Below are 22,766 nucleotides of genomic sequence, written 5' to 3' on the forward strand. Positions count from 1 at the left end.
GTCTATACGTTTATATAGTTTGTGTTTTTCAGGCTATTGGGCTTAAGATAGATGTAAGTCCTTTGCGCATCGATGATGAGGTTGAATCTTTTCAGGATGTCGAAACCCATAATGCTCATCTTTTGCCTGCCGATGGCGCCTTCAAAGAAGCCGGCGGGAACGTTCAGCAGTTTTTGCCTGCCTATTTCCAGCGCGGGCAGCATCACTTTTTTTGTTTTTAAGACATTGCCATAGGAATCTTTCAGCTCTTTCTCTCCCACGGTTTGCAGTATTTTCCCCAGTTGGTGGTCCGCTACGAACTGGTCATCCAGCAGAAGCGCCCCGGAATAGCCGGAATGCAGCAGGAATTTATTGGTGAGCGTTCCTTTCCCGGTTTGGCAGGCTGCTTCCATGAACATAAGGTCGTTTTCAAAGACCAGCCTGAGCTGCCCGTATTTCCTGGATTTGCGGGGAAGGTTTTTATGCAGCACAATATGCCTTTGATCGAAATCTATTTCCACCACCCGGTTTTCAAAAAGATCAGTCCCGAATTTACCATCGGTACCATGCCCGGAGTTTTTATTTTCCCAGATGGAAACATTATTCCATTGCAGCCCGGCGATCTGAAGGGAATTGCCGGGGCTGAACCTGGCTGCATTGCCGCCGCCGCCCCAGCTGCTAACGGTATCTGTGTGGTTGAAATGAAGACTTGTTATTTTTTTGACGGCATCTTCCGTCAGGGTAAGCGAACCGGCTGCTGTGTGGAACATCAGCTTCACGGTATCGGTGTTGTTCAGCACAGCTTTTACCGCCAGGTTGTTGTGTCCGGTGATCTCAAAAGGGATGATGTATTTTTCCTGCGCGTGCGCAAACTGGAACAGGACAGCCAGGATGGCGGAAAGGTACAATCTGGTCTTGGGCATGGTTTCGTTTATGGGTTGATAAAGACAAGCGTTACTTCCTGATCCGTGAGGATCATGACGATCAAAGCTTCCGGAACTCCGTTTCCCGCCCTGCGCGGTCCTTTAGCCTGAATCCCGTGATCACATCTCCTTCTTTTTGAAGAACGACGAATAAATATGTCTCCTCCCTGGCGTAATTAAAAGCAATTTCCAGGTAATCGCCATACTGGTTGCTATGGAACCAGTAGGTGCCGATCTTATCGGCGCCTCCGCCTTGCCATACGAGTTTATGACCTTCCCCTTCCGGGAAGAACCGGATCGTTTGGCCGGATGCGGTATCCTTGAAAACAACAGCAGATGGGAACGACAGCATAACCGATCTTATTTAGATCATAATATAAACAAAAAATCACAAGGGCAATAACCTGCAGCCCGGCTTCGTTAAATCCACAGAGTCGTAGCCAAGCCATGTCGCATTAAATATACTAAATATGCGTTTTCCGTTGTTGATAGTGACCATCCTGCTTTTCCTGTTCAGCTGTGCCCGCGTCAGTCATGTTTTTGAGCGCAAGGAACGGGTTTACCAGCCCCCGCGTATCGGGGCGGAATCCCGTTTTGAAGAAGGGCTCAAAAGAGAAAAGCGCCCGCAGGAGCTGTTCAGCAAAAAAGAAAGGAAAGATATGGAGAAGATGGGCCTCATCACTCCCAGGGGCCGCTATGCTCCCGGGGAACGGATCACGATCGGGCAGGCAGACAGTATCCTGACCGGTAAAACAAGAGACACCACCAAAGTTCCAACGGATAGCATACAGGCCATCCCCGCCGATTCCACGCTCCCCAGCCCGGTGGATACTACCACGCGCCAATGATCACCATCACCGCCTTATGAACCCTCATCCTGCTTGTTACGGCAGCCCATACGATTTTTAAAGACGGGCCGAAAAAAGTAACTTCCGGTCATGCGCCTTCTCCACATCATCACGATCATCCTTTTCCTGGCCGCATCCGCAGTTTCCTGCCGCAGCACCTGGCAGCTTCCATTGCCGCCCCGGCAGCCGGAAGCCCTTACCGGCAGGGAGTTCTACCGGGTGGTGGATAGTATGAAATGGAATACCCGCGAGCCCATCGCTTTGAAGGAGATATTATCGGGTAATGTGCCGTCTTTCTTACGGAAGTTCGTGCCTGTCCATACCTCCGTTACCGGACCTGATGGCAAAACGGTTTCCGCCACCTGGTTTGTGGCGCCGGATTACCTCTCCATCGGCAGCGATGCGGACTTTGCAAGGATCCCCCTTACACCCATGACGGCCCAGCGGATTGCAGACAGCCTGCAATGTTTTCTGCCCACCCGGAAAATGGTGAACGATATCTACCTTGCCGCGAAAGTAAAGCTGGAACCCGTTCCGCTCTATGCTTTCCGCGACAGCGCCATCATTTTCCGGCATCATCATCTCATCATCGAAGGGCAACGGAAAGGCAGAAGCGGGCTTATTGCGGGCATCAAGAAAGATGTGGTGATCAGCAGCAAAATATCCGCCGACCCGCGCCCGGACCGCGTTGCCATTTATGGCTGGCATAAGCCGGACGGTAAGCCTATCCAGCCTTTGTATACAGGGCATGTGAACTGGTATGTGGATTATTCACACGGTATCAGGCTCGTATACCGGAAAATAAAAGTGAACTGGCGGTGGATGGATTATACCGAAGTGCTGAAACACCCGGTGTATAAGGCGTTGCTATGCGATGAAGAAGTATGTGATTATTTCCGGTACGGCCAGTGATTGGCGGGAAGGCTATTTATTTTAACCTGCCGGCGTAAACTTTTGTTGTATAGCTGATCCTGATCGTGCCATTTTCCCGGTATTTATCGAACAGCGTTTCAAGGTCGCGCATCATACCGGCATAACCGGCTTCATGGCTCAGCGGCATGTAGGACGACGAGGAAAGGCGGCCCTTCAGTCCTTCCAGGTCAAACTGCTGGCCATTGGTGAAAGATTCCATTTCCACCGGCAAAGGGGCGAAGAAGTCCGCAATATGCGCCATGTCTATATTCCGGTGCTGCACTTTCACATAATCCTTCCCATGCCGGTTGATCAATGCCTCGTATGCTATTTCAAAAGGGGAAAGCACGTTGCGTTCGTTCCATATCAGCACGGTTATACCGCCCGGCCTGAGTATCCGCTGGAATTCCGCCTTGCTTTTTTTCGCGTCGAACCAATGGAAGGCTTGCCCGGCGATCACTGCATCCACGCTTTTGCCCGCCAGCGTTGTGTTTTCGGCCGAGCCGTTCACGGCATGAAAGCCGGGGAATTTACCCAGCGTTTCAACGGCTTTATGCAGCATTGCCATATTGGGCTCCACTGCAAATACGGTATAGCCCGCGTTAAGGAATAACGCGGTGGAAATACCCGTTCCCGCGCCTACGTCCGCCAGCGTTTTATCTGCTGTCAGGCCGTGCTTTTCCTGCAGGTAAGCCACCACTTCCGCCGGGTAATCCGGGCGACAGGCGGCGTAGTTTTCTACACGGTTGTTGAATCTTTGAGTATTATCCATTCCGTAAGGTTTTCAAAGTGTGCCGGACCGCTGCTGGAGAAAATTTTCGAGCCGTTTGCGGGTGATGGTCTGGTTGCCGCGGAAGAACGGATCCGGATCATTCAGCCGCGCCAGCGAAGCGGTGGATTGAAAAGCCAGCCAGTCCACGAAAGCTTCCCTGCTTGCGAACTTCGAAGGAGCCCTCAAAAGGCCGTCCATATAGCCGTCGTGCAACTCGCCGTAAAGGTATTCGCCTTGCTCATTTTTCTGCAGGCCCATCCCGCAGTAATCGCGGTGAAAATAACCGAGGGATTGCCCTTCGTCTAATTGACCGGCCACCTGTGAGGCGAGGTGATGGCCGAAGTAAGCAGTGTCTGCCGCCAGTTCTTGCAGGTATGAAGCGTCCAATGGATATAGTTTTACAGCAAGTTAATTAAACCCTGCCGAAAAAAAATCCGGCTGTGTGTAACTTTTTCATTTTCGCCGCCGTTTAAACCATATCGCTAACATGAGGTATTTAACCTAACTATTTAAAATCGGAAACATGATGAAACACACATTGCGGACGCCGGGAAAGGCGCTGCTTGCTACTGCTTTGTTCGGTATCTTTCTTGCGGCTTGTAACGACGATGATACGCCGAAACCTCCGGCCAAACGCAGCAAGGAGTACGCGTTGACCGTATCCACCGGCACCGGAGGCGGTAAGATCACTGCCAAGGAACTTACAGACAGCACGTTCGACCTGATCATCCGCATCGACAAGTCCACCAGGGACACCACCTACAACTTCGCCCTCTACAAAGGCAAAAAGGAAGACGGTACACTGGAGATTTTCCAGACCATCACTTCCATCAAAAGTCAGACCACCGGCGCCGCTGTGGAAGCCAAATGGGCAAATGTGAAGAGTGTTACGGTAGACGGGCAGACGAAGAAGTTCAACTACGACAGCCTGCTGAAGTACAAAGCTTTTGCGCGCGTTTCGTTCGTGAAGAAAAATGTTACGCCGAATGCGGACAGCGTCGTGGCTGTTGGCAACATCGGCGGAAGCGCCCAGTAGTCCCCATTTTTAAGTTGATATCAGGAGAGCTGTTCCGTTCAAGGGACAGCTCTTTATTTTAGTTTGGCCGTGAGCCGGAAGGAGATCTTCCTGCGCGTGGTAAAACCCATATGCTCATACAGCCCGATAGCCCGTTCGTTTTTTTCGGATACATGCAGGAAAGGTATCTTCCCGGCTGCAAGATTGCTGTTCACCAGGTGAGCGATCAGCTGCTGTGCATATTTGCGGCCTGTAAAACCCGGATGGGTGCAGATGGCGCTGAGTTCCGTGAACCGGCCCGTGCGCATGCGTTCCCCTGCAATGGCCACCAGCTGGCCTTCCTGGCGGATGCCGTAGTAGTGGCCCATGCGGTGCGTGTTGAGCAGGTAATAGCCGGGCTGAACAAGCTGGACCAGATCGTACATCTCTTGCGCATGTTTTTCCTCCAGCGGCTGAATGCCGCTGCTGACGGGGATTGTGGCGGTCGCGTTGTATACCATCTGCAGGCAGACCAGGTCGTTCTTCACTTCCCAGCCGGCTGGTAACGGCGGCAGGTCGCCGATGATGAAGAATTGTTCGCCGGCTGCCATGAACGGGTCCAGTGAAGCGGCAGCTTCAGCGACAGGCTCCGCAAAAGCGGTGAACGATACGATATCAGGACGGTAACGTTTTGCCAGGCCACCGCCTACGGCAAACTCCTGGTGCTCGCTGGTAAGCGCGTTCCAGGCTGGATTATCCAATTCAGCATATTGATCTTTCATGCCGGGCTTCCTTTTTAATTTTCAGCGGAAGGAATATTTCTCCTCCGCTGAAAATTACGGTCTTTCCCGGTTTTTACCGTGCCCGTTTTTTGAAAATTGCTCCATCAGCCAGTGGGCCTACATCTCCCGGTTTCAGCATCTTCACGGTGACGGGTTTTGCCGACACCTGGTCTGCTCCCGCATCCAGCGGTGAAATGCGGGGCTGGCCGTCTAAATCCGCGATAACGGCGGGAAAATTCTCCCTGGCCGCTCCTATGGCCGGGCTGCCTTTCTGCAAATGGTAAATGCCGGCCTTATCCCTCGCCAGTTTTGGATCCGCCTGTACAAAACCCGAATCGGGCAGCTGTCCCGGCCCTTTTGTCTGGAAAATGATATTGCCTTTGAAAGAAGGCTCCAGGTATAAAGGCCCCTGTATGGAAACCGCTTCCCCACCGCCCTGGATAATGTTATAGGCCAGCGTGATAAACGTAGAGCCGATGCCGTTAGGACGAATAGTGCGGGTGATATTCTCTTCGTTGTCCACCAGCGTGTTGAACGCGATCAGCACACGGTCCGGCCGGTCGTGCGAGGTGAGCGGCGCCCCGTCCGCCACTTCAGCGCCCCCGTTGCCGATATTGATGGCCGGTTTGCACTTTTCGAAATAATTGCTGAAAATGATGTGATCGTCTCCGAAAATGCGCAGGCCGGGCGTAAGCGTGAAATAATTGCCGTACACCTTGCAGAAGTTCCCGTGGCGCAGCGTGAACTGTGCCTTGCAGTCACGGATGGTATTGTAACGGAGCGTTACCGCGGAGGCTTTCACGGAGATCAGTTCATTTTCCCCTTCACATTGCTCAAAAAGATTGTACTCAACGATGCTGTTGCTGGAAGAAAGGCTGTAGCCGCTGAGCCCGAACTGGAACGCTTCTGCGCCGTTGCCGCTCTGTTTGGTAAAATCCACAAAATAATTGTGATGTATCCAGAGGCGCTCCGCGATCTGCTTGCCCGTTCCCCTCACGCCAATAAACTTGCCCAGCGAACGTTTATGCTGGAAAGTGTTGTAGTCCACCTGGTGGTCGCTACCCATGATGGTGAGGTAATTGCCCTCGCCGGTGGTCTGGAACACGTTGCGGGTCCAGCGGCAGAAGGTGGTGCCGGGCTCCATCTTCGCTTTGTCTGAAGCATGGGTGAATGTGAAACCGGTGATCGTGATGTGCGAGGCCGGGCTTACGATCCGGAAACCGCCCGCACCGGTGATCTCCACCCCGCCGGGAGATTGCGCGCCGATGGTAATGGGCTTCTCCGCTGTGCCGGCTTTGTTGACCAGGATATCGTCGGTTGTGGTATACACTCCTTTTTGCAAAAGGATGATGTCGCCGGGAAGGGCATTGCCGATAGCGGCCTGAAGCTCGGCAATAGAGCGTACGACGGTCGTTTTGGCCGCCGAGGCATGGCATGCCAGTACGCACAGGCATAGGCCAATGAAAAGACTTGTTTTCTTCATGTGGAATTTTATTGGGTTAAAAATACAGTTATTTTATTCCGGACAAAATAGGGGAAGACATATTCGTGCGCGTCATTTATATAATTATTTCTTATACATAACTTCTTTTCATAGTTTAGCAAAGCAAAACAACCGACCTCATGAAGCACCGCTTGCGTCAACTTCTTATTTGCAGCATTTTATTGATGGCCGGGCTGGCCATCCAGGCCCAGGACACAGCCCGCACCGGGCGGCCGCGATACGACAGCCAAGGCTCCGGATCTGATACAGGCAGAAGGCGGTGGGATGGGGATACCAGCCGCAGGCGACCGGGCGATACTACCCGCCGCCGGGGAATGGGCATGGGAATGGCTTCGCTGTTCGCCGATTCCGCGAAAATGACCAGCAGCGATTACCAGCTGCAAATAGAAAATACCTACGTGATACTCAACAACGTGGAGAACAAAAGCGAGCTGCCCATTGCGGTAGAGCTGGTGGCCATCAAGCTGCAGGACAGCGATTCGGTGCTTTCCGTGTTGAAGGACAATGTGCTGAACAACAGCCGCGCACTCAATCTCCGCAACCTCCAGGTGTTCCGCACGCTGTTGCAGAACATCCAGCTGGACCTCCGGGAGCATCGCCAGCTGCTGGACAGTGCCGAAAATAAGCTGAACAGGCTCCGCGCCAGCCTGAAACCTTTGGCGGGCGATACCGTGCTGCGCCAGCTGATGCGCGACTCCGCGCTGCGCCAGCAATTTGCGCCGCAGCTGAAAGATATGCGGGAGGCCTTCCGTGGCAGCACGCGCGCGCTGCGGGAAAGCCTTGTACGGGTGAACAGCCTGCAAACCCACACCTCCGCCAATGCCATTACCACCAGCAAGCTCCTGGAAAAAGTGAACAACCTGCTGAATACTTCCGCCGCAAGGATCTTCGGGAAAGAATATAATTACCTCTGGGAAAAAGATACCGTAAACGTCTCTTCCAGCGCGCGCTCCTCCTTCGGCAAGGCATATGAAGGAGAGAAGAAGGCATTGAATTATTATTTTAAGGACAGCGGCAACAAGCGCCTGTTCCTGCTGCTCATCGGCGTGCTTTTTTTTATCTGGATCTTCCGCAGCATCCGCACCCTCCGCCGGAGAGACGCGCTGGGGGCCATCAGCGACCTGGACTTTGTATACCTGCCTTCAGGGTACATCGTTTCCTCCTTCATCACCATGTTCGCCATCGCCCCGTTGTTCGACCTGCATGCGCCTTCCGCTTACATAGAATCCATGCAGTTCCTGCTCATTGTGATACTGACCATCATCTGCTGGAAAAAATGGCCGCGCAGGCTGTTCCTGTACTGGATCGCCATGGTGGTGCTGTATATCTGCTTCTCGTTCACGCATCATATCGTGGATCCCGGCTTCGGGCAGCGTTTGTGGCTGATCCTGCTCAACGGGCTGTCTATCCTGTTCGGCGTGCTGTTCCTGTCGCGGATGAAGGAACATCTGCCGCTGAAAGGGTTTTTGCGTTATGTGATCATTTTGCATAACGTGATGAACGTACTATCTATCCTCTGTAATCTCTGGGGCCGCTTCTCCCTCGCCCAGATCTTCGGCAACGCCGCTATATTTTCTTTCACGCAGGCCATCGGCCTGGCGGTGTTCAGCAAAATATGCATAGAAGCCATCTTGCTGCAGATCGTGGCCAGCCGCGTGAAACGGGGCGTGCAAAGCCGCATCGACTATCAACCTGTGCTGGACAGCTTCAGGCGGCCGGTGCTTTTCCTCGTGGTCATCCTCTGGCTGATCGTGTTCACCACCAACCTGAATATCTATACGGTAGTGCTGAACGGGTTGATAGACATCTTGCAGGCGGACCGCAATATCGGCAACGCCACGTTTACCATCGGCGGCATTCTCCTGTTTTTCCTCATTATCTGGATCGCGCACCTGTTGCAGAAATACGTGGGTTACTTTTTCGGGGATGCAGGGCTGGATGAAGAGATCAGCAACAAAGGCCAGCGCAGCCGCCTGCTCATAGCCAGGCTGGTATTGCTCTGCCTCGGTTACCTGTTGGCTGTGGCGGCTTCGGGCGTGCCGGTGGACAAGATCACGATCGTGCTGGGCGCTTTGGGCGTCGGTATCGGTTTGGGTTTGCAGAATATCGTGAACAACTTCGTATCCGGCATCATCCTCATTTTCGACCGGCCTTTGCAGATCGGCGACGTGGTGGAGATCGGCGATAAATCAGGAAAGGTGCGGGAGATAGGCCTGCGGTCCAGCACGCTGCTTACGCCCAACGGCGCGGAAGTGATCATCCCGAACGGCGACATCCTGTCGCAGCAGATCGTGAACTGGACGCTGAGCAACAACCAGCAGCGCCTGGATATGGAGCTGACCGTGAGCGGCAGCAACGATATGGAAACCGTGTCTACCGCTGTGAAAAAAGCTATCCAGCATTCAAAACATGTGTTCGAAAACCGTGAGCCGCAGGTATTGTTCACCAAAGTGCACGAGAACGGCTTCGACCTGAAAGCGTACTTCTGGTGCAAGGATGTAGCGCGTTCGGAGGAAGCGATGAGCGAGATATTGCTGCTGTTGCATAAGAGATTGAATGAAGTGAACATCCATATTGAATGATAACTAACTGTACCGGCTATACGGTATTACGTTACCAGGGCGGCCCGCAAGGCCGCCCTTTTTTTTGCGCTGTATGCCTTATTTTTGAAAGGTGGAAAAAACAACGGAACCCGGCATTTTCAACCCTTTCCTCCAGGCATGGAACCTTACGCCCGATGGAGAAATGATCATCACCCACGGCAGCCGCCTGTTGCCGGTAAGGCAAGGGGAAATGCCCGCCATGCTCAAAATGGGGGTGAAAGAAGATGAGCGTTTCGGCGCGCTGATGATGCAATACTGGGATGGCGACGGCGCTGCCAGAGTGCTGGCGCGGGAAGACAACGTGATGCTGATGGAAAGGGCCATGGGGGAAAGGTCGCTGTTGAACATGGTGCAAAACGGCCGGGATGAAGAGGCTACGCGCATCATCTGCGGGGTAACGGCCCGCCTGCACAAGCCCCGCAACAAACCCCTGCCCGAACTGATCCCGCTGGAACAATGGTTCAGGGAACTGTTCCGGCACGCGGAAAAATATGGTGGCATTTTCCCGGAATGCGCGGCAACCGCCCGCAGGCTGTTAGACAGCCAACGGGAGATCGTTCCCCTGCATGGGGACATCCACCACGAAAACATCCTCGATTTCGGGGAACGCGGCTGGCTGGTGATAGACCCCATGCGCATTACCGGCGAGCGGACATTCGACTATGTAAACATCTTTTCCAATCCCCTTGATCTTGACTTTGTTACAGCACCGGGCCGCTTCCTGCAACGGCTGGCGATGGTAACCGCAATGGCTGGCCTGGAACGGGAACGCCTGCTGCAATGGATCTATGCATGGTCCGGCCTTTCCGCCACCTGGATACTGGAAGACGGCGACGATGCTTCTATTGACCTGGCGGTGGCCGGTATGGCCGCTGCGGCTATGCAGCGATGATATACGCTGAAAGTGAGGTAGGAAGTAAGCTTTTTTCCTTTTTATATTATTCTTCCCATCGCAGGGTCGGTAAACGATTCTTTGCCTGTTTCCACTCTTCCGGCATATCTTCTTTCAAAATCCTGCGAACCTTTTGCCAGCACGCTGAAATCGTACCAGCCGTGCTGTTTGCCCAGCGGCAATATCACATCTTTGCTGCCGCCTTTGGGAATGTCCAGGGTTTTGTCCGCCTGCTTGTAACCATGATCTTTAAACACCACGGTAGCGGCCTCGCCGGTATTTTGCACTTTTACCAGCAGGTTGCCGGTGGGTTTCTTTGCCCTGTCCAGCTCGTAGGCGCAGCTCACTTCCAGTGAAGGATCTTTTTTGCTGCCGCGGAACTCGCGGAAGAAACCGTTCGGGCCGTGCAGGCGGAGGTGATAACGTTGCGCGTCAAATTCTTTAATGGGCCATTCGTACTGAATGGTATCGCCGGCCACTACGCCAAAGTGCCAGTTGCGGGATACTTCGCCGTCGAAGCCGGTAGGCGCGTAAACGGTAAACGGCGAACCCTGCGACCTTTTGCCGAACACCTGGCTGCCCGCCGTCATGCGGATGGTGAAATGATCTTTTTTATCGTTCCAGCTGCCGTCTGCATACAGCTCATACGGCAATGCGCTGGAGGGGCGGATTCCTTTTTCCTGCGCCGCCAGAGGGTTGGCAGTGGCGGGATTGGCGATCATGCCGGAAATTTCTTCAGCAGTCAGTTTTTTATAACCGGAAGGCACATCCTTGAACTTCGCGTTGTAAATATCTTCAATGAACTGCGTTCTTCCCAAAAAAGGCAGCTTGTCGTTGCCTTCGTTGTAGGGACTGAAAGCGGCCGTGAGGTCGCCGCAAACAGCGCGGCGCCATTTGCTGATATTTTCCAGGCGGATATTTTTGTTGAACTTGTTGTTCACGAAATGTTCGAGGAACTGGATGGTGGAGGTATGGTCAAATACCTGTGAACATACCTTGCCGCCGCGGCTCCAGGGCGAAGCGATCAGCATTGGTACCCTGTAACCCAGTCCGATGGCGGCTCCACGGGCCTGTCTCTTGGGGATGCCTTGTGCAATTTCATTTTCCACCCGCACAAATTCCACCTCGGTGTCTATGCCTTCGGAAACCTTGCCGGTGCCGGGTTTTTTATTGTCGGGGATGGAGAAGGGCGGTACGTGATCGTAATAACCGTCGTTCTCATCATAGGTAACAATAAAAATGGTCTTTTTCCACACTTCCGGGTTGCTGGTCAGGATGTCCATTATTTCGGAGATGTACCAGGCGCCATACCAGGGCGCGCTCGGGTGGTCGGAATAATTTTGCGGGCTGGCCAGCCACGATACGGTGGGCAGCTTGCCTTCTTTCACATCCTGGCGGAACTGGTAGAACAGGTCGCCGGCAGGCACGGTAAGCTCGCGCGGACTGCCGCCGTCGTTGTATTTCAGCTGGGTGAGCTTGCGGAATTCAGGATCGGCGCTGTTGATCACGAAGGCGCGTTCGTACAGCTCTTTTTCCTTCGGGGAAAGTTTTGCGAAATTCTCCTTGTTCCACTGCGCCAGCTCAGCTCTTGCATTGTCCAGCGCTTCCTGTTTCTTCGCGATGTCTGTTTTCCGTTTTTTTGTTTCGTCGTCGGAGCCGGAGGTGGCTTCGTTCAGTTTATTGATCTCGTCGGGCAGCGTGTCCACCAGTTTTTGCAGGTTGCGCACGTAGCGTTCGGAGAATTTTACATTGAATGCTTTATAGAACTCCAGGTTGTTGCAGCCAAAGTTGGCCAGCCAGCTGCGTTCTTCGCCCACGTAACCGCCGCCGCAGCTGAGGTCGTTCTGGTAAAATTTCCAGTTCACGTCATTTTCCGTCAGCAGCTCGGGGAAAGTTTTCCAGGGCTGTTTGCCGTAGGTGTAATCGGTATTGCGGATGTTGGCTTTGGGCAGGCCGGCTTCTTCGCTGAAGATCTGCCCGGTCCAGAAGTAAGCGCGGTTGGGCGTGGTGCTTGTCATGGCGGAACAGAAATTCTGGTCGCATACGGTGAAAGCGTCTGCCAGCGCGTAGTTGAACGGAAGGTCCTCACGGGTGTAATAACCCAGGGTGAGGGGAATATGCCAATATTGTTTATTACCGGGTTTCTTGGATAACAGCCACTTGTCATATTTACCGCCGTTGTTGGCATCCACCTGGTCGTGACGGCCATGGGGCAGCGCGCCCATCCAGGTCACCTTGGTGTCTTTGATATGCAGCCGGAAAGGGGAATAGGTTTCGCCCTTGTCGTTGGTTTGCAGCCACACCGGCTTTTTGTCTGGCAGGGAAATGGCACGGGGATCGTTGAACCCGCGAACGCCCTGGAGGGTACCGAAGCAATGGTCGAACGACCGGTTCTCCTGCATGAGGATCACGATGTGCTCCGCGTCAAGAAAAGTGCTGCCCGGAGCGGGATTGATGGCCATGGCCCGTTGGATGGAGGCTGGCAGAAAGGCTTGAAGTCCGGCTGCGCCGGATAAGAGCATTGATTTCTTAAGGAATTCTCTTCTGTTATCCATTATGAATAAGGTGATTTGAGTAGCGGTTTTTTCCGTAATCGTGGACAAAGTATAAAAATAAGTCAGCCGGGTATACTTTCCAATGTTAATTCTATTTTATTTCATTTGGTTTCGTAATTCTTTTTTTAGGTCGTGCCTGAGAGGGGCGGCGAAAGATAATTTAAGGGAGGAAAGGACGAAACCGGGAAGGAAATGTTGGCGGAGGAAACCGTTTTCCAGGGCGAAAACGCTCTGGCCGTCTGCGGAAAAATGAGCGTCCGGACAGTCGCGGTAGGTAAAAACCCGCTGTTCCTGGAGGTCGAACAGCACAGATTCTTTCCGGCCGTTCACCAAAAAATAGCTGCCGTTGAAGGAGAAACGGGTGAATTCCAGGGATTTGACGGAGAAATGGATATCTTTTTCCAGTTCTCCTTTCATATTGTACTGCTGTGTGATATAGGAATTGTCAAACTGAACGAAGAGCTTGTCTGCCGTGCTGAAAACCCTGCTGATGAACCGCCGCCTGGTCTGCACGGTAGCCAGCAGCACGCCGTCCGGCGAAAAAAGATAGAATGAATCGCGCAGGGTGTTGGCTGGCAGCTTGCTGCCCATGTGCGAAAGGGGAAGGAAAATGTTGCCGCCGCATACCGCCCTGGTCCGGGAAAAAGTAGGCGAGCCCCCGGCGGGATAAGAGGCCACCGGCTTGCCGGAGAGATCGAGGAATGTAAGCAACTGGCCTTCCAGGGAAAGAATGATCCTTTGCAGGTCGGGGAGGATGGTAGCGCGGAGTATTGCTTTATCCGGCTTGATGCTGCAAACGAACTGGCCGTCGCGGAAGAAGTCTGCATGCCGTTTGTTCAGCAGGTGCAGGGTGTACACGCCATCGTTGCCGCCAGCCGCTGCCAGGATGCGCCCGGGCAGTTCGGGGTAGGCCTTGAGGCCGTCTTCAGCCCGCAGCACATGCCAGAAGTTGTCGCGGGTCTCGATCAGCAGAAAACGTGCGTCGTCAGTGAATGCCATGCTGCGGACGTGCTGCGTCTTCAGCGGGCGGCGCAGCGGGAGGCGGCCGTCTGTCGGTAAAAGAGAGAGCGTGCCGGCGGCATCTATCGTGGCTACTATCTTTTCATCAGGGCTGAAGGCGGAGTTCCGCGCATCCGGGATCTTAGCCGAATGCAGCAGACCGCGGGTGGCGTGATGGAGATAACTTTTTCCTGCCTGCGCATCTTGTAAAAAAAAGAAATTGTTCGCGGGAGAGGCGGTGAATTGCCGCACGCCTTCGTTTACGGAGAAATAAACAAAAGGAAGGAACTGGTCGTCCCACACCCGCACCTTCCCATCGCCGCCTGCGGTTATGACGGTGCCTGTGCCCGGTATGGCAAGGGCTTTCACGATCTTGCGGCTGTGATCGAAAGTGCGGAGCGGCTCGCCTTTAAAGCTGGTTTCTACAGCGCTGGAATCGGAACCCGAGATCAGCAAAGTATCGCCGTTGCCGGCCGCAATGTAATTCACCAGCGCTTCGAAATTGAAACGGTGCAATACGGCGCCGTTCCGGTCACGAACGGATACGTTGCCGTCTTTATCCGTGCTGAAAATATACCGGCCATCCTCCCGGATATGCACCACGCCAAGGTCTTCGCGCTGCGACACTACTTTGGTGAGCGTTCCGCTGCGGGAGAGGAAATACCCGGCCTGGTATGTTTCCACGTACAGCTTGCCCTGCTTCGTTTCGCGGATATGGCGCACGCCGGTGAGGCCGGCCTTCCCGCTGAGCCGGAAACTTGCCAGGCTGCGGACCTGCAGCTCTTCGTAAGCAAACAGCAACAGGCTTTTGCCTTTGTTCACGAGATAGACCTCCGAAAATTCTTCCGGGATGGCCAGCTCCTGCACCAGCTTCCCGTTCATATCCCACAACCGCCATTGCCCGCCGCCCAATGCGCCCACCTGCTGGCCGCCTGTTACGCGCTGCGTTTGGGTTACGGGCTGTTTGCCGCTGAGCAGCTTCTTTTGTTTTCCCAGCATCCACAATTTACCGTGCGAGGTCAGCGCCACAACGGTTTGATTATCCGCCATCACTTCCACCCACTCCGGTTCGCTGTGTAAAGTATAGGTGAGGTGATCCCCGTTTTCGAGGTTGACGATGAACACACGGTTGTCTCCGCCCGCAGTGGCCAGCAGGCGGCCGTTTACCGACAACGCGATGTCGTTCACGGAACGTTCGTGCGTGTACTCCCATTTGTAAAGCCCCCTGCGCTTCAGCAGCCATTCGTTGTTGAACAGCTGGCAAAGCAGGTAATTCACGCGGGCGGGCACAAACACATTGTGCTTGTGACAGATGCGCACGGCTTCTTCCAGCAGGCGCAGGGCTTGTGTGAGATCAGATTCTTCCAGCTGCTCCACGCGGTAGGAAATTTCCGACACGGTGATGAGCGCAAGGCGTCGCTGGTGTTGTTGCCGCCGCGTTTTCCGCAGCTCCCGGCTGTCGTGCAGGAAAAGTTCTTCCTGCCGGGTGAGGTACTGCGGATGTGAGTGGAGCAAACCGGCGAGGTCGTCCAGGTAAGGGCTGTCGTGCCAGAGCAGCGTTTCTTCGGCTGCGCCCGCGGTGGCCTTGTATTCGTTGGCCACGTCTTCCAATCTTTTCAATAGCGCAAAGGCCTGCATGCCCAGTTCTCCCACCCACTTTGCTATCTGCGGCCAGGAGCGCAGGAACGATTCATGGGCTACCTCAATATGCTGGTCGCCGGCTACGAGCAGGCGGTAATCGGCCGAGGTCATCAACGCCACCACCGCATCCATCCGCCGTTGTTCCGCGGGATCGCTGAAAACCAGCGCGGAGCGGCTGATGCGGCGGGAAATGATGCGGCCGCCGTCTGTATTGATCAGCCTGAAAAGAAGGTGGCGCATCGTGCGCTGGAGGTCTTCCTTTTTCCCAGGTATTTTTTCGTGGATGCGTTCGTACAGTTCATCGGCCATGATGCTGATAGCGCCGTACACGCCGTTCAGTTCATTGTATACTTTTTCCGACAGCACATGCCCGCCGGAACGCTTGAATACGATAGACATGGTGTACGACAGCAAAGGGAGCGGGCTGGGCGCCTGCGAGAGTTCCGTCACGATGTTCTCTTCCCAGCCTTCGGCGCCTTCAAATAACAGCACGGCCTGCTTGGCCGGTTGCAGCAAGGCTTCCCGCAGTTCTTCGCGGCTCATGGCGGGAATGGGGAAGCGGTTGGATGGCCAGGTTCCGCTGAAAGCGCCCTCAGTAAAGTAACGTTCAAAATCAGCGCGCACGGTGATGATGATGCGTGTGGGCAATGCCGCTACCTGTTGCAGGAATAATGCCGCATGCGGCAGGCGCAATGCTTCTTCAAACTGGTCGATGATAAGTATCTCCGGTAAAACGGGCGGGAATCCTTCATCTGGCCGTATGATGGCAAGGGTGCGTTTTTCCGCGCGCAGCAGCGGCACCAGCCCGGCCATTACCAACGAGGATTTGCCGCTGCCCGAAGAACCGGTCACCACGGTAAAGCTGCGTTCGCGGCAGAAGTCATACAACTCGCGCGTTACCCTTCTTCTCCCGAAAAAGAAATCCGCATCTTCTTCCCTGAATTTTTCCAGGCCTTTGTAAGGATTGAGACCGGGCGGTTTGGCAGGAAGCTCAGGCGGATGAACGTTTGGGATAAAAACGAATTCTCCTTTATCATGCCGCGCCAGCGGAAAAATGGCGGGCGTTTGCCGCAGGCTGAGGCTGGCGGTGAGACTGGTTTCTTCCACCTGCCTGCGCAAATAAAGATACAGTTCGGTGGCGGTAACGATGCCGTCGTTGATCATATCCGCTTCGCCGCGGATGCCTTTGAAAAGAAATTCTGCGAAAGGAGAGTGCTGGCTGCCGGCGGTTTCTCCACGGCTGCCGAGGCCCAGCAGCTCATCGATCGCTTTCTGGTCGTGGGCCGATGAAGTGATCACCTGCCAGGCCGCGTCGGTGGTATATCTTTCGAACAATTCCCTGTACATCACGTTGGGCACCCCTTCGCCAAGGTCGCGCAGGCCGATGGACCAGCGGAATGCACCGGAAAAGCAACAATCCAGCAGCAGGAGGAAATGCCGGCAGGGCAGGGAATTGATGAGTGCGGACAGCCAGGCCATGGAAACAAAGGTGGACACATCTTTCTGCCCGTCCCGCGGAATGAGCCAGCCCTCCGGGCGGTTGGCGTGATCGCGCGCGAGGCCGTGGCCCGCGTAATAAAGTATCACCCGGTCATTTTCCCCGATCTCTTTCCGCATGTTTTCCAGGAAATCCATCAGCTCCTGCCTGTCTGCATCATACAGCTCTTTCACGGTAAACTGCTGCCCGCGCAGCAGCTTCGCCAATTCCTTTCCGTCGTGCAGGGGTGTTTGCAAAGAAGCGAAAGAATGGTAGTTGCTGATACCGATGATAAAGGCTTTATGTGCGGCAAAGCTGAACATCAGGGGCGATCTGGCTTTTTATGTAAATTAACCAAATTTATAATGTGTGTGAGGGGGTTTTTTCGTTGGGTCTTCATAACAACAATGGTTTAACGCAAAGGACGCCGCCGGGCCGGCTGTTAGGAAATTCAAATTATTGAGTATCTTACCGGCAGTAAACAGTCAACCAGATCAGAATTACTGTGCGATCCGCTACTATTGCACAGCCACACGCAAACCACGGTAAAGAATGTAAGCCAATGAATCATTCTCCGGATACTCTTTTATTGGACCGCTTGAAAGAAGGGGATGAGACCGCTTTTGAAGCACTCTTCGAAAAATATTATAAGATGCTGTGCATAAACGCTTTCTGGTTCCTGCAACAGGAGCAGGAAGCGAAGGATCTTGTGCAGACGTTCTTCATCGACATCTGGGACAAGAAGCTCTATCACCAGTTCCAGGGCGATGTGAAGGGATACCTCCACACCGCGGTGCGCAACCGTTGCCTGAACCATCTCAAAAAGCAGCGCATCCGCCTGGATCATCATGAAGCATTTTTCAGCATGCATGAAGCCGGGGGCCATGAAGAGCCCGAAGCATCGCACGAATATTACAAGCAGCTGCATTCTTCCTTAAATAATATCACCGGCCAGAAACGCATGGCCATACAAATGATCTACCTGCAGGGCAAACGGTACCAGGAGGCGGCGGAGGAAATGGGCATCAGCCTGAATTCCTTTAAGACCCACCTGAAGCGCGGGCTGAAATTATTGCGGAGCACGGTACAACCTAAAAAATACTAACTTGTTAACCCGGTAACATGAAAGAACAGGATCAAATATTCCAATTATACATACAGCACCTTTCGGGGGAACTGACGCCCGAGGAGGAAAGTTATGTAGAAAAGAAGCTGAAGGAGGATGAGGGTTTCCGTGCAGTGTGGGCCTCATTTTCCGAAGGCGACCGCGCCCGGCGCACGGAAGCTTTTGCGCGCGACCTTTCTACCGACGGCGCGCTGGCCGAAATGAAGCACCGGAGAATTTCCCGTGGCGGCGTGCGCCGCATGTGGTATGCCGCCGCCGCTGTGGTGGCGGGCCTGGTGATCACGGGAAGTGTGTTGCTGTGGCCGTCCCCAAAAAATGCACCCGCCACAGCCCGGCTGCCGGAATTGCCGCCCAGCGCGGTGAACCTCGTGCTGGCTAACGGGCAGACCATCACCCTGAACGGCGACAGCACCCAGACGATCGCGCTGCAACAGGCTACGCTGAATAATAATAACGGCACGCTGGCCTATCAAAGCACCGATACTTCCAGCAGCACGCTGCGTGTGCCGGCAGGCGGCAGCTATAAAATGGTACTGGCAGACGGTACCACCGTTTGGCTCAATGCCTCCAGCAGCCTGCGTTTCCCGTTCAGCTTCGCCGGCCCTACCCGCGATGTGTACGTGGAAGGCGAGGCGTTCTTTAAAGTCGCGAAAGACGCGCAACATCCGTTTATCGTGCATACGCCTCAAACGCAAGTGCGCGTGCTGGGCACATCCTTCAATATAAACACCTACGAACCCGGCGCCGAGCGTACCTCCCTTGTAGAAGGCAGCGTGCAGATGCACAGCCGTAACGGGCAGCAGCTTACTTTAAAACCCGGTTTGCAGGCCGGCTTCTCCGGCGATGGCTTCAGCACCGTTCCTTTCGACGAAGAGGAAGTGACGGCCTGGATGAGCGGCGTATATTACTTCCATAAAATGCCGGTAACCGCCATCACTGCCGCTGCATCGCGCTTTTACGGCATCCGATTCCAGGCGGAAGAGGAACGGTTTGCCAAAGTGACCATTACCGGCGTGATGGACAGGGGGCGCCTGCAGGAATTCCTCAACGACCTGCAAACCACCGCCGGCGCGGAGATTCAAATCGAGAACCAGACCGTTTACCTGAGATAAATTAGACCAACATTAGACAGAGGGGGCATCATTGCGGGGAAAGACCGGCAATGACGGGCTTTTGTTTTGCTTCGTCGTCCCACCCGCTTTATACAGCCGCTTCCCGTAACGACGGCCCGGCATAAACAAATGAATAAATAATTTAAAAAAAGATCTCCCTGGCTGTCACCCGTTTCGGTTAAACGGGTGTAGTTATGCTGAATATCAACCAAACCAATTGTTCCGAAATGAGAAAATGTATGCGCAACCGGCAGGCTATGCGGCTCCTCGTGCTTAGCTGCATCCTGTTTTCCATGTTGCTGCCCGCCACGGGGCAGGTAAAAGATCCCTCCCTTCAAACGCCCGTAACGGTGGCAGGCAACGATATAAGCCTGTTGCAGGTGTTCAGGAGCATTAAAAAACAAACCGGCTTCACCCTCGTGTACAGCAACCAGTTGCTGAACGACGGTGAAAAAATCGACCTCAACTTCCGCAACGCCCGCCTGAAAGAAGTGCTGGACTTTGTGCTGAAGAACAAAGGCATCGTGTACGAAGTGCGGAGCAACCGCATCGTGCTGGACCGCAAGCCTCCCGAAGAAGCGCCTGCAAAGACGCTGACGGCGCAGGACGAAAAGCGGGAAGAAGCGGTGAAAGGCCAGGTGATGGACGCTGAAGGGAACGCCCTGCCCGGGGTGACCGTATCCGTGAACGGCACCAGCCGCGGCGTGATCACGGACGCCCTCGGTATATTCACCATCTCCGCCGCTCCCGGCGAAGTGCTGAAAGTGGTGATGATCGGCATGAACACCGAGGAAATAAAGCTGGCCGGGCAAAAAGTGCTGAAAGTAACCCTCACTCCCAAGATCGACAAGCTCAATGAAGTGGTGGTGGTGGGCTTCGGCAAGCAGAAAAAAGTGACCGTCACCGGTTCCGTGGCCACCGTGAACATGCAGGATATGCAGGCGCCCGTGCGCTCGCTTACCAATAACCTGGCCGGTAAAGTGGCCGGCGTTATTTCAATGCAGAGCGGCGGCGGCGAGCCTGGTTACGACAATCCCAACTTCACCCTTCGCGGCATCGGCACTTTCGCCGGCAGCGTGAGCCCGCTTATTATCGTGGACGGCGTACAGCGCGAAGACGTGAACAGCACTTACGGCGGTGCCTTCAACAACATCGACCCGGAAGACATCCAGAGCATCAGCCTGCTGAAAGACGCGTCCGCCACCGCTGTATACGGCGCCCGTGGCGCGAACGGCGTGCTCATCATTACCACCAAACGCGGCGTGGCCGGCAAACCGAAAGTATCCGCCAAAGTGGAAGCAGGGTATAACGGTTTCACCAAACTGCCCAGCCTGCTGGATGGTGTGACCTTCATGCAGCTTTACAATGAAGCGCAGGAAAACATCGGCGCACCGCCGGTATATTCAGACGAGACCATCGCCAAAACCGCCAGCGGCCTCGATCCATATCTTTATCCCAACGTAAACTGGATAGACCGCATCTATAAAGACTGGGCGCCCATGGCCAATGCGAACGTGAACGTGAGCGGCGGCGGAGAAGCCATGCGTTATTACGTATCCATGAGCTTTTATAACCAGGACGGCCAGTACAACGTTTCCAAAGCAAACGGTTACAACCCCAACCTCAATTTCAAACGATACGATTTCCGCAGCAACGTGGACCTGAACATCACCAAAACAACGACCTTATCGCTGAACCTCGCCGCCATGCTGGTGAACAGCCGGTACCCCGGCAATTCCGCCAATACCATCTGGTACAATTCATATTCCGCCAATCCCATTTCATTCCCTGTTCAATACCCTGACAATATGTGGGCCGGCCCGCGCAACAACGGCGGCGCCAATCCTTTCAACCTCGTGCAGAACAGTGGCTACAGCACGGAGTTCAGGCCTTCCGTGCAGTCCGTGCTTACCCTCACCCAAAAGCTGGACGGCCTTACGAAAGGCCTCAGCGCAACGGGCCGCTTTTCCTTCGACAGCTACAGCGAATTCGGCAATTCCCGCCTTGGCTCCAACGATCTCTGGTACGCGGGTTCCCGTACGCCGGACGGTAAGCTGAATTTCGAGCGTGTGCGCAATGGCCAGACCTTTCTTGGCTTCAGCCAGTATTCCACCGGCGAAAGAGTGATGTACCTTGAAGGCAATCTTACATACGACCGCACCTTCGGCGACCATACCGTTGGCGGGTTGCTAGTGGGCAGTATCAGGAACCGTCAGCTGGGAACAGCAGGCTCCGTGAAGAATTCCATTCCTTTCCGCAACCAGAGCCTCGCCGCAAGGGTGACTTACGGTTTCAGGGATAAATATCTTTTTGAAGTGAACATGGGCGCTACCGGTTCGGAGAACTTTGAACCGGGCAAACGCTGGGGCTTCTTTCCCGCCGTGGCAGCAGGCTGGGTGATCTCCAAAGAAGGATTCATGCAAGGGCAGGATTTCTTTTCTCTCCTGAAGCTGCGCGCCAGCTATGGTTCTACCGGCAACGACGCGATCGAACAGGACCGTTTCGGATATCTTACTTACCTCGAAGGAGGGGCGGGCATTTCCTTTGGCTCTTCCCCCCAGGCATATGGCGGCAATTACGCCCGGGTGATAGGCACGGAAGACCTTACCTGGGAAACTTCCGCCAAAGCCAACCTGGGGCTGGATATCGGGATCGCCAATAAGATCAATATCACCGTGGACGTGTTCAGGGACCAGCGTAAAGACATCCTTATCCGCCGAGCTTCCATTTCTTCCATCGGCGGCTTCGGCCAAAGCGACATCTTCGCCAATATGGGAGAGATGGTGAACAAAGGAATGGACGGGAGCGTGGAATACCTCGCGCAGTTCGGTAAGGATATTTCCCTGCGAGTGTTCGGCAACCTCACCTACGCCCGCAACAACATCATTTTCCAGGATAACCCGAAATATCTCTACGACTACCAGCAGCCGGAAGGGCGCATGCGTTGGGAATATTTCGGTTACAAAGCCATCGGCCTGTTTACCGATGAAGAAGATGTGGAGAAAAGCCCCACGCAGCTGCGCACGGTGTATCCCGGCGACATCAAATACGAAGACCTCAACGGCGACGGGGTGATCAACAACAACGACCGCACTTACCTCGGCAAGTCCGCTTTCCCGGTATGGTCCTACGGTTACGGCTTCAACCTGGGCATCCGCCGTTTTGAATTCAGCATATTGTTTGCCGGCGTGGCGGATGTATCCATCATGGCCAACGGCTCGCAGACCTCACTGAACGACGGCTCGGCCAACGGTGTGGGCGTAGTGCCTTTCACCGGTATCGGGCAATATCCCGCCAACATTCTCAGCAACGTAACCGACCGCTGGACGAAAGACAATCCCCGGCAGGATGCCTGGTACCCGCGCCTCACCGTTGCCAACACTTCCGATAACAACTACGTAGACAGCGACTGGTGGCTGAAAGACGGCAGCTTCATGCGCCTCAAGCAGGCTTCGCTGAGCTACAACATCATTACGGCAGCCAACCGCGTGAAAGGCGTGAGCCAGCTGCAGGTCTACGCTGCGGGCACCAACCTGCTCACCTTCAGCAAATTCAAAATATGGGACCCTGAGCTGGGCTCCAACGGCGCCAAATACCCGTATTCCAAAACCGTCACCCTGGGGCTGAGGGCACAATTCTAACGTTAA

At 54.3% G+C, this 22,766-nt stretch carries 16 protein-coding genes; 8 read left to right on the forward strand and 8 right to left on the reverse strand.

What is annotated here, in order from left to right:
* Positions 1 to 2: 2 nt before the first annotated feature.
* Together ACTJIK_RS10500 and ACTJIK_RS10505 are read right to left on the reverse strand one after the other, a co-directional pair.
* Complete coding sequence (locus tag ACTJIK_RS10500) at positions 3 to 902, reverse strand: hypothetical protein (protein WP_440646324.1); 900 nt, start codon at positions 900 to 902, stop codon at positions 3 to 5.
* 61 nt (positions 903 to 963) lie between these two features.
* Positions 964 to 1,254 carry a hypothetical protein gene (locus tag ACTJIK_RS10505; RefSeq protein WP_440646325.1) on the reverse strand — a complete coding sequence of 97 codons (291 nt, stop codon included), beginning with the start codon at positions 1,252 to 1,254 and terminating at the stop codon, positions 964 to 966.
* Positions 1,255 to 1,372: 118 nt separating this feature from the next.
* Here ACTJIK_RS10505 and ACTJIK_RS10510 point away from each other — a divergent pair, with 118 nt between their 5' ends.
* On the forward strand, positions 1,373 to 1,750 hold the full coding sequence (locus tag ACTJIK_RS10510) for a hypothetical protein (RefSeq protein WP_440646326.1): 378 nt from the start codon (positions 1,373 to 1,375) through the stop codon (positions 1,748 to 1,750).
* 90 nt (positions 1,751 to 1,840) lie between these two features.
* Complete coding sequence (locus tag ACTJIK_RS10515) at positions 1,841 to 2,662, forward strand: hypothetical protein (protein WP_440646327.1); 822 nt, start codon at positions 1,841 to 1,843, stop codon at positions 2,660 to 2,662.
* Between the two features lie 16 nt (positions 2,663 to 2,678).
* Here ACTJIK_RS10515 and ACTJIK_RS10520 read toward each other — a convergent pair whose 3' ends face one another.
* Both ACTJIK_RS10520 and ACTJIK_RS10525 read right to left on the reverse strand, forming a co-directional pair.
* Positions 2,679 to 3,434 carry a class I SAM-dependent methyltransferase gene (locus ACTJIK_RS10520; protein WP_440646328.1) on the reverse strand — a complete coding sequence of 252 codons (756 nt, stop codon included), beginning with the start codon at positions 3,432 to 3,434 and terminating at the stop codon, positions 2,679 to 2,681.
* 12 nt (positions 3,435 to 3,446) lie between these two features.
* Positions 3,447 to 3,821 carry a hypothetical protein gene (locus tag ACTJIK_RS10525; protein ID WP_440646329.1) on the reverse strand — a complete coding sequence of 125 codons (375 nt, stop codon included), beginning with the start codon at positions 3,819 to 3,821 and terminating at the stop codon, positions 3,447 to 3,449.
* Positions 3,822 to 3,957: 136 nt separating this feature from the next.
* On the opposite strand from ACTJIK_RS10525, the gene ACTJIK_RS10530 reads away from it, so the two are divergent.
* Positions 3,958 to 4,470: a hypothetical protein gene (locus tag ACTJIK_RS10530; RefSeq protein WP_440646330.1), complete on the forward strand. Its 513-nt coding sequence runs from the start codon at positions 3,958 to 3,960 to the stop codon at positions 4,468 to 4,470.
* Positions 4,471 to 4,523: 53 nt separating this feature from the next.
* On the opposite strand, the gene ACTJIK_RS10535 is transcribed toward ACTJIK_RS10530, so the two are convergent.
* Together ACTJIK_RS10535 and ACTJIK_RS10540 are read right to left on the reverse strand one after the other, a co-directional pair.
* Entirely contained in the window at positions 4,524 to 5,210 is a 687-nt protein-coding gene (locus ACTJIK_RS10535) for a GNAT family N-acetyltransferase (RefSeq protein ID WP_440646331.1), read from the reverse strand.
* A 73-nt stretch (positions 5,211 to 5,283) separates the two neighbouring features.
* Positions 5,284 to 6,693 (reverse strand): polysaccharide lyase 6 family protein, encoded by a 1,410-nt coding sequence (locus ACTJIK_RS10540; RefSeq protein WP_440646332.1) that lies wholly within the window; start codon positions 6,691 to 6,693, stop codon positions 5,284 to 5,286.
* 140 nt (positions 6,694 to 6,833) lie between these two features.
* On the opposite strand from ACTJIK_RS10540, the gene ACTJIK_RS10545 reads away from it, so the two are divergent.
* A complete protein-coding gene (locus ACTJIK_RS10545; protein ID WP_440646333.1) occupies positions 6,834 to 9,296 on the forward strand; it encodes a mechanosensitive ion channel family protein in 2,463 nt (820 codons plus the stop codon).
* A 91-nt stretch (positions 9,297 to 9,387) separates the two neighbouring features.
* Positions 9,388 to 10,209 (forward strand): aminoglycoside phosphotransferase family protein, encoded by an 822-nt coding sequence (locus ACTJIK_RS10550; protein WP_440646334.1) that lies wholly within the window; start codon positions 9,388 to 9,390, stop codon positions 10,207 to 10,209.
* A gap of 41 nt (positions 10,210 to 10,250) precedes the next feature.
* Here ACTJIK_RS10550 and ACTJIK_RS10555 read toward each other — a convergent pair whose 3' ends face one another.
* Both ACTJIK_RS10555 and ACTJIK_RS10560 read right to left on the reverse strand, forming a co-directional pair.
* Positions 10,251 to 12,764: a phosphocholine-specific phospholipase C gene (locus tag ACTJIK_RS10555; RefSeq protein WP_440646335.1), complete on the reverse strand. Its 2,514-nt coding sequence runs from the start codon at positions 12,762 to 12,764 to the stop codon at positions 10,251 to 10,253.
* Between the two features lie 96 nt (positions 12,765 to 12,860).
* Positions 12,861 to 17,204, reverse strand: a complete 4,344-nt coding sequence (locus ACTJIK_RS10560) for an nSTAND1 domain-containing NTPase (RefSeq protein WP_440646336.1) — start codon at positions 17,202 to 17,204, stop codon at positions 12,861 to 12,863.
* Positions 17,205 to 17,443: 239 nt separating this feature from the next.
* On the opposite strand from ACTJIK_RS10560, the gene ACTJIK_RS10565 reads away from it, so the two are divergent.
* The 3 genes from ACTJIK_RS10565 (at position 17,444) to ACTJIK_RS10575 (ending at position 22,760) form a co-directional block, all read left to right on the forward strand.
* On the forward strand, positions 17,444 to 17,986 hold the full coding sequence (locus tag ACTJIK_RS10565; protein WP_440646337.1) for an RNA polymerase sigma factor: 543 nt from the start codon (positions 17,444 to 17,446) through the stop codon (positions 17,984 to 17,986).
* Between the two features lie 17 nt (positions 17,987 to 18,003).
* A complete protein-coding gene (locus ACTJIK_RS10570) occupies positions 18,004 to 19,119 on the forward strand; it encodes a FecR family protein (RefSeq protein ID WP_440646338.1) in 1,116 nt (371 codons plus the stop codon).
* Between the two features lie 194 nt (positions 19,120 to 19,313).
* A complete protein-coding gene (locus ACTJIK_RS10575; RefSeq protein ID WP_440646339.1) occupies positions 19,314 to 22,760 on the forward strand; it encodes a TonB-dependent receptor in 3,447 nt (1,148 codons plus the stop codon).
* The last annotated feature ends 6 nt before the right edge of the window (positions 22,761 to 22,766 follow it).

This window comes from Chitinophaga sp. 22620 (genome assembly GCF_052044405.1).
GTDB lineage: Bacteria > Bacteroidota > Bacteroidia > Chitinophagales > Chitinophagaceae > Chitinophaga.

Excerpts from the sequence above, each read along its gene's own strand:
- ACTJIK_RS10540 (WP_440646332.1), bottom strand. The coding sequence starts at position 6,693 with ATGAAGAAAACAAGTCTTTTCATTGGCCTATGCCTGTGCGTACTGGCA.
- ACTJIK_RS10500 (WP_440646324.1), bottom strand. The coding sequence starts at position 902 with ATGCCCAAGACCAGATTGTACCTTTCCGCCATCCTGGCTGTCCTGTTC.
- ACTJIK_RS10510 (WP_440646326.1), top strand. The coding sequence starts at position 1,373 with ATGCGTTTTCCGTTGTTGATAGTGACCATCCTGCTTTTCCTGTTCAGC.
- ACTJIK_RS10515 (WP_440646327.1), top strand. The coding sequence starts at position 1,841 with ATGCGCCTTCTCCACATCATCACGATCATCCTTTTCCTGGCCGCATCC.
- ACTJIK_RS10545 (WP_440646333.1), top strand. The coding sequence starts at position 6,834 with ATGAAGCACCGCTTGCGTCAACTTCTTATTTGCAGCATTTTATTGATG.
- ACTJIK_RS10505 (WP_440646325.1), bottom strand. The coding sequence starts at position 1,254 with ATGCTGTCGTTCCCATCTGCTGTTGTTTTCAAGGATACCGCATCCGGC.
- ACTJIK_RS10565 (WP_440646337.1), top strand. The coding sequence starts at position 17,444 with ATGAATCATTCTCCGGATACTCTTTTATTGGACCGCTTGAAAGAAGGG.
- ACTJIK_RS10535 (WP_440646331.1), bottom strand. The coding sequence starts at position 5,210 with ATGAAAGATCAATATGCTGAATTGGATAATCCAGCCTGGAACGCGCTT.
- ACTJIK_RS10575 (WP_440646339.1), top strand. The coding sequence starts at position 19,314 with ATGCTGAATATCAACCAAACCAATTGTTCCGAAATGAGAAAATGTATG.
- ACTJIK_RS10560 (WP_440646336.1), bottom strand. The coding sequence starts at position 17,204 with ATGTTCAGCTTTGCCGCACATAAAGCCTTTATCATCGGTATCAGCAAC.
- ACTJIK_RS10555 (WP_440646335.1), bottom strand. The coding sequence starts at position 12,764 with ATGGATAACAGAAGAGAATTCCTTAAGAAATCAATGCTCTTATCCGGC.
- ACTJIK_RS10520 (WP_440646328.1), bottom strand. The coding sequence starts at position 3,434 with ATGGATAATACTCAAAGATTCAACAACCGTGTAGAAAACTACGCCGCC.
- ACTJIK_RS10530 (WP_440646330.1), top strand. The coding sequence starts at position 3,958 with ATGATGAAACACACATTGCGGACGCCGGGAAAGGCGCTGCTTGCTACT.
- ACTJIK_RS10570 (WP_440646338.1), top strand. The coding sequence starts at position 18,004 with ATGAAAGAACAGGATCAAATATTCCAATTATACATACAGCACCTTTCG.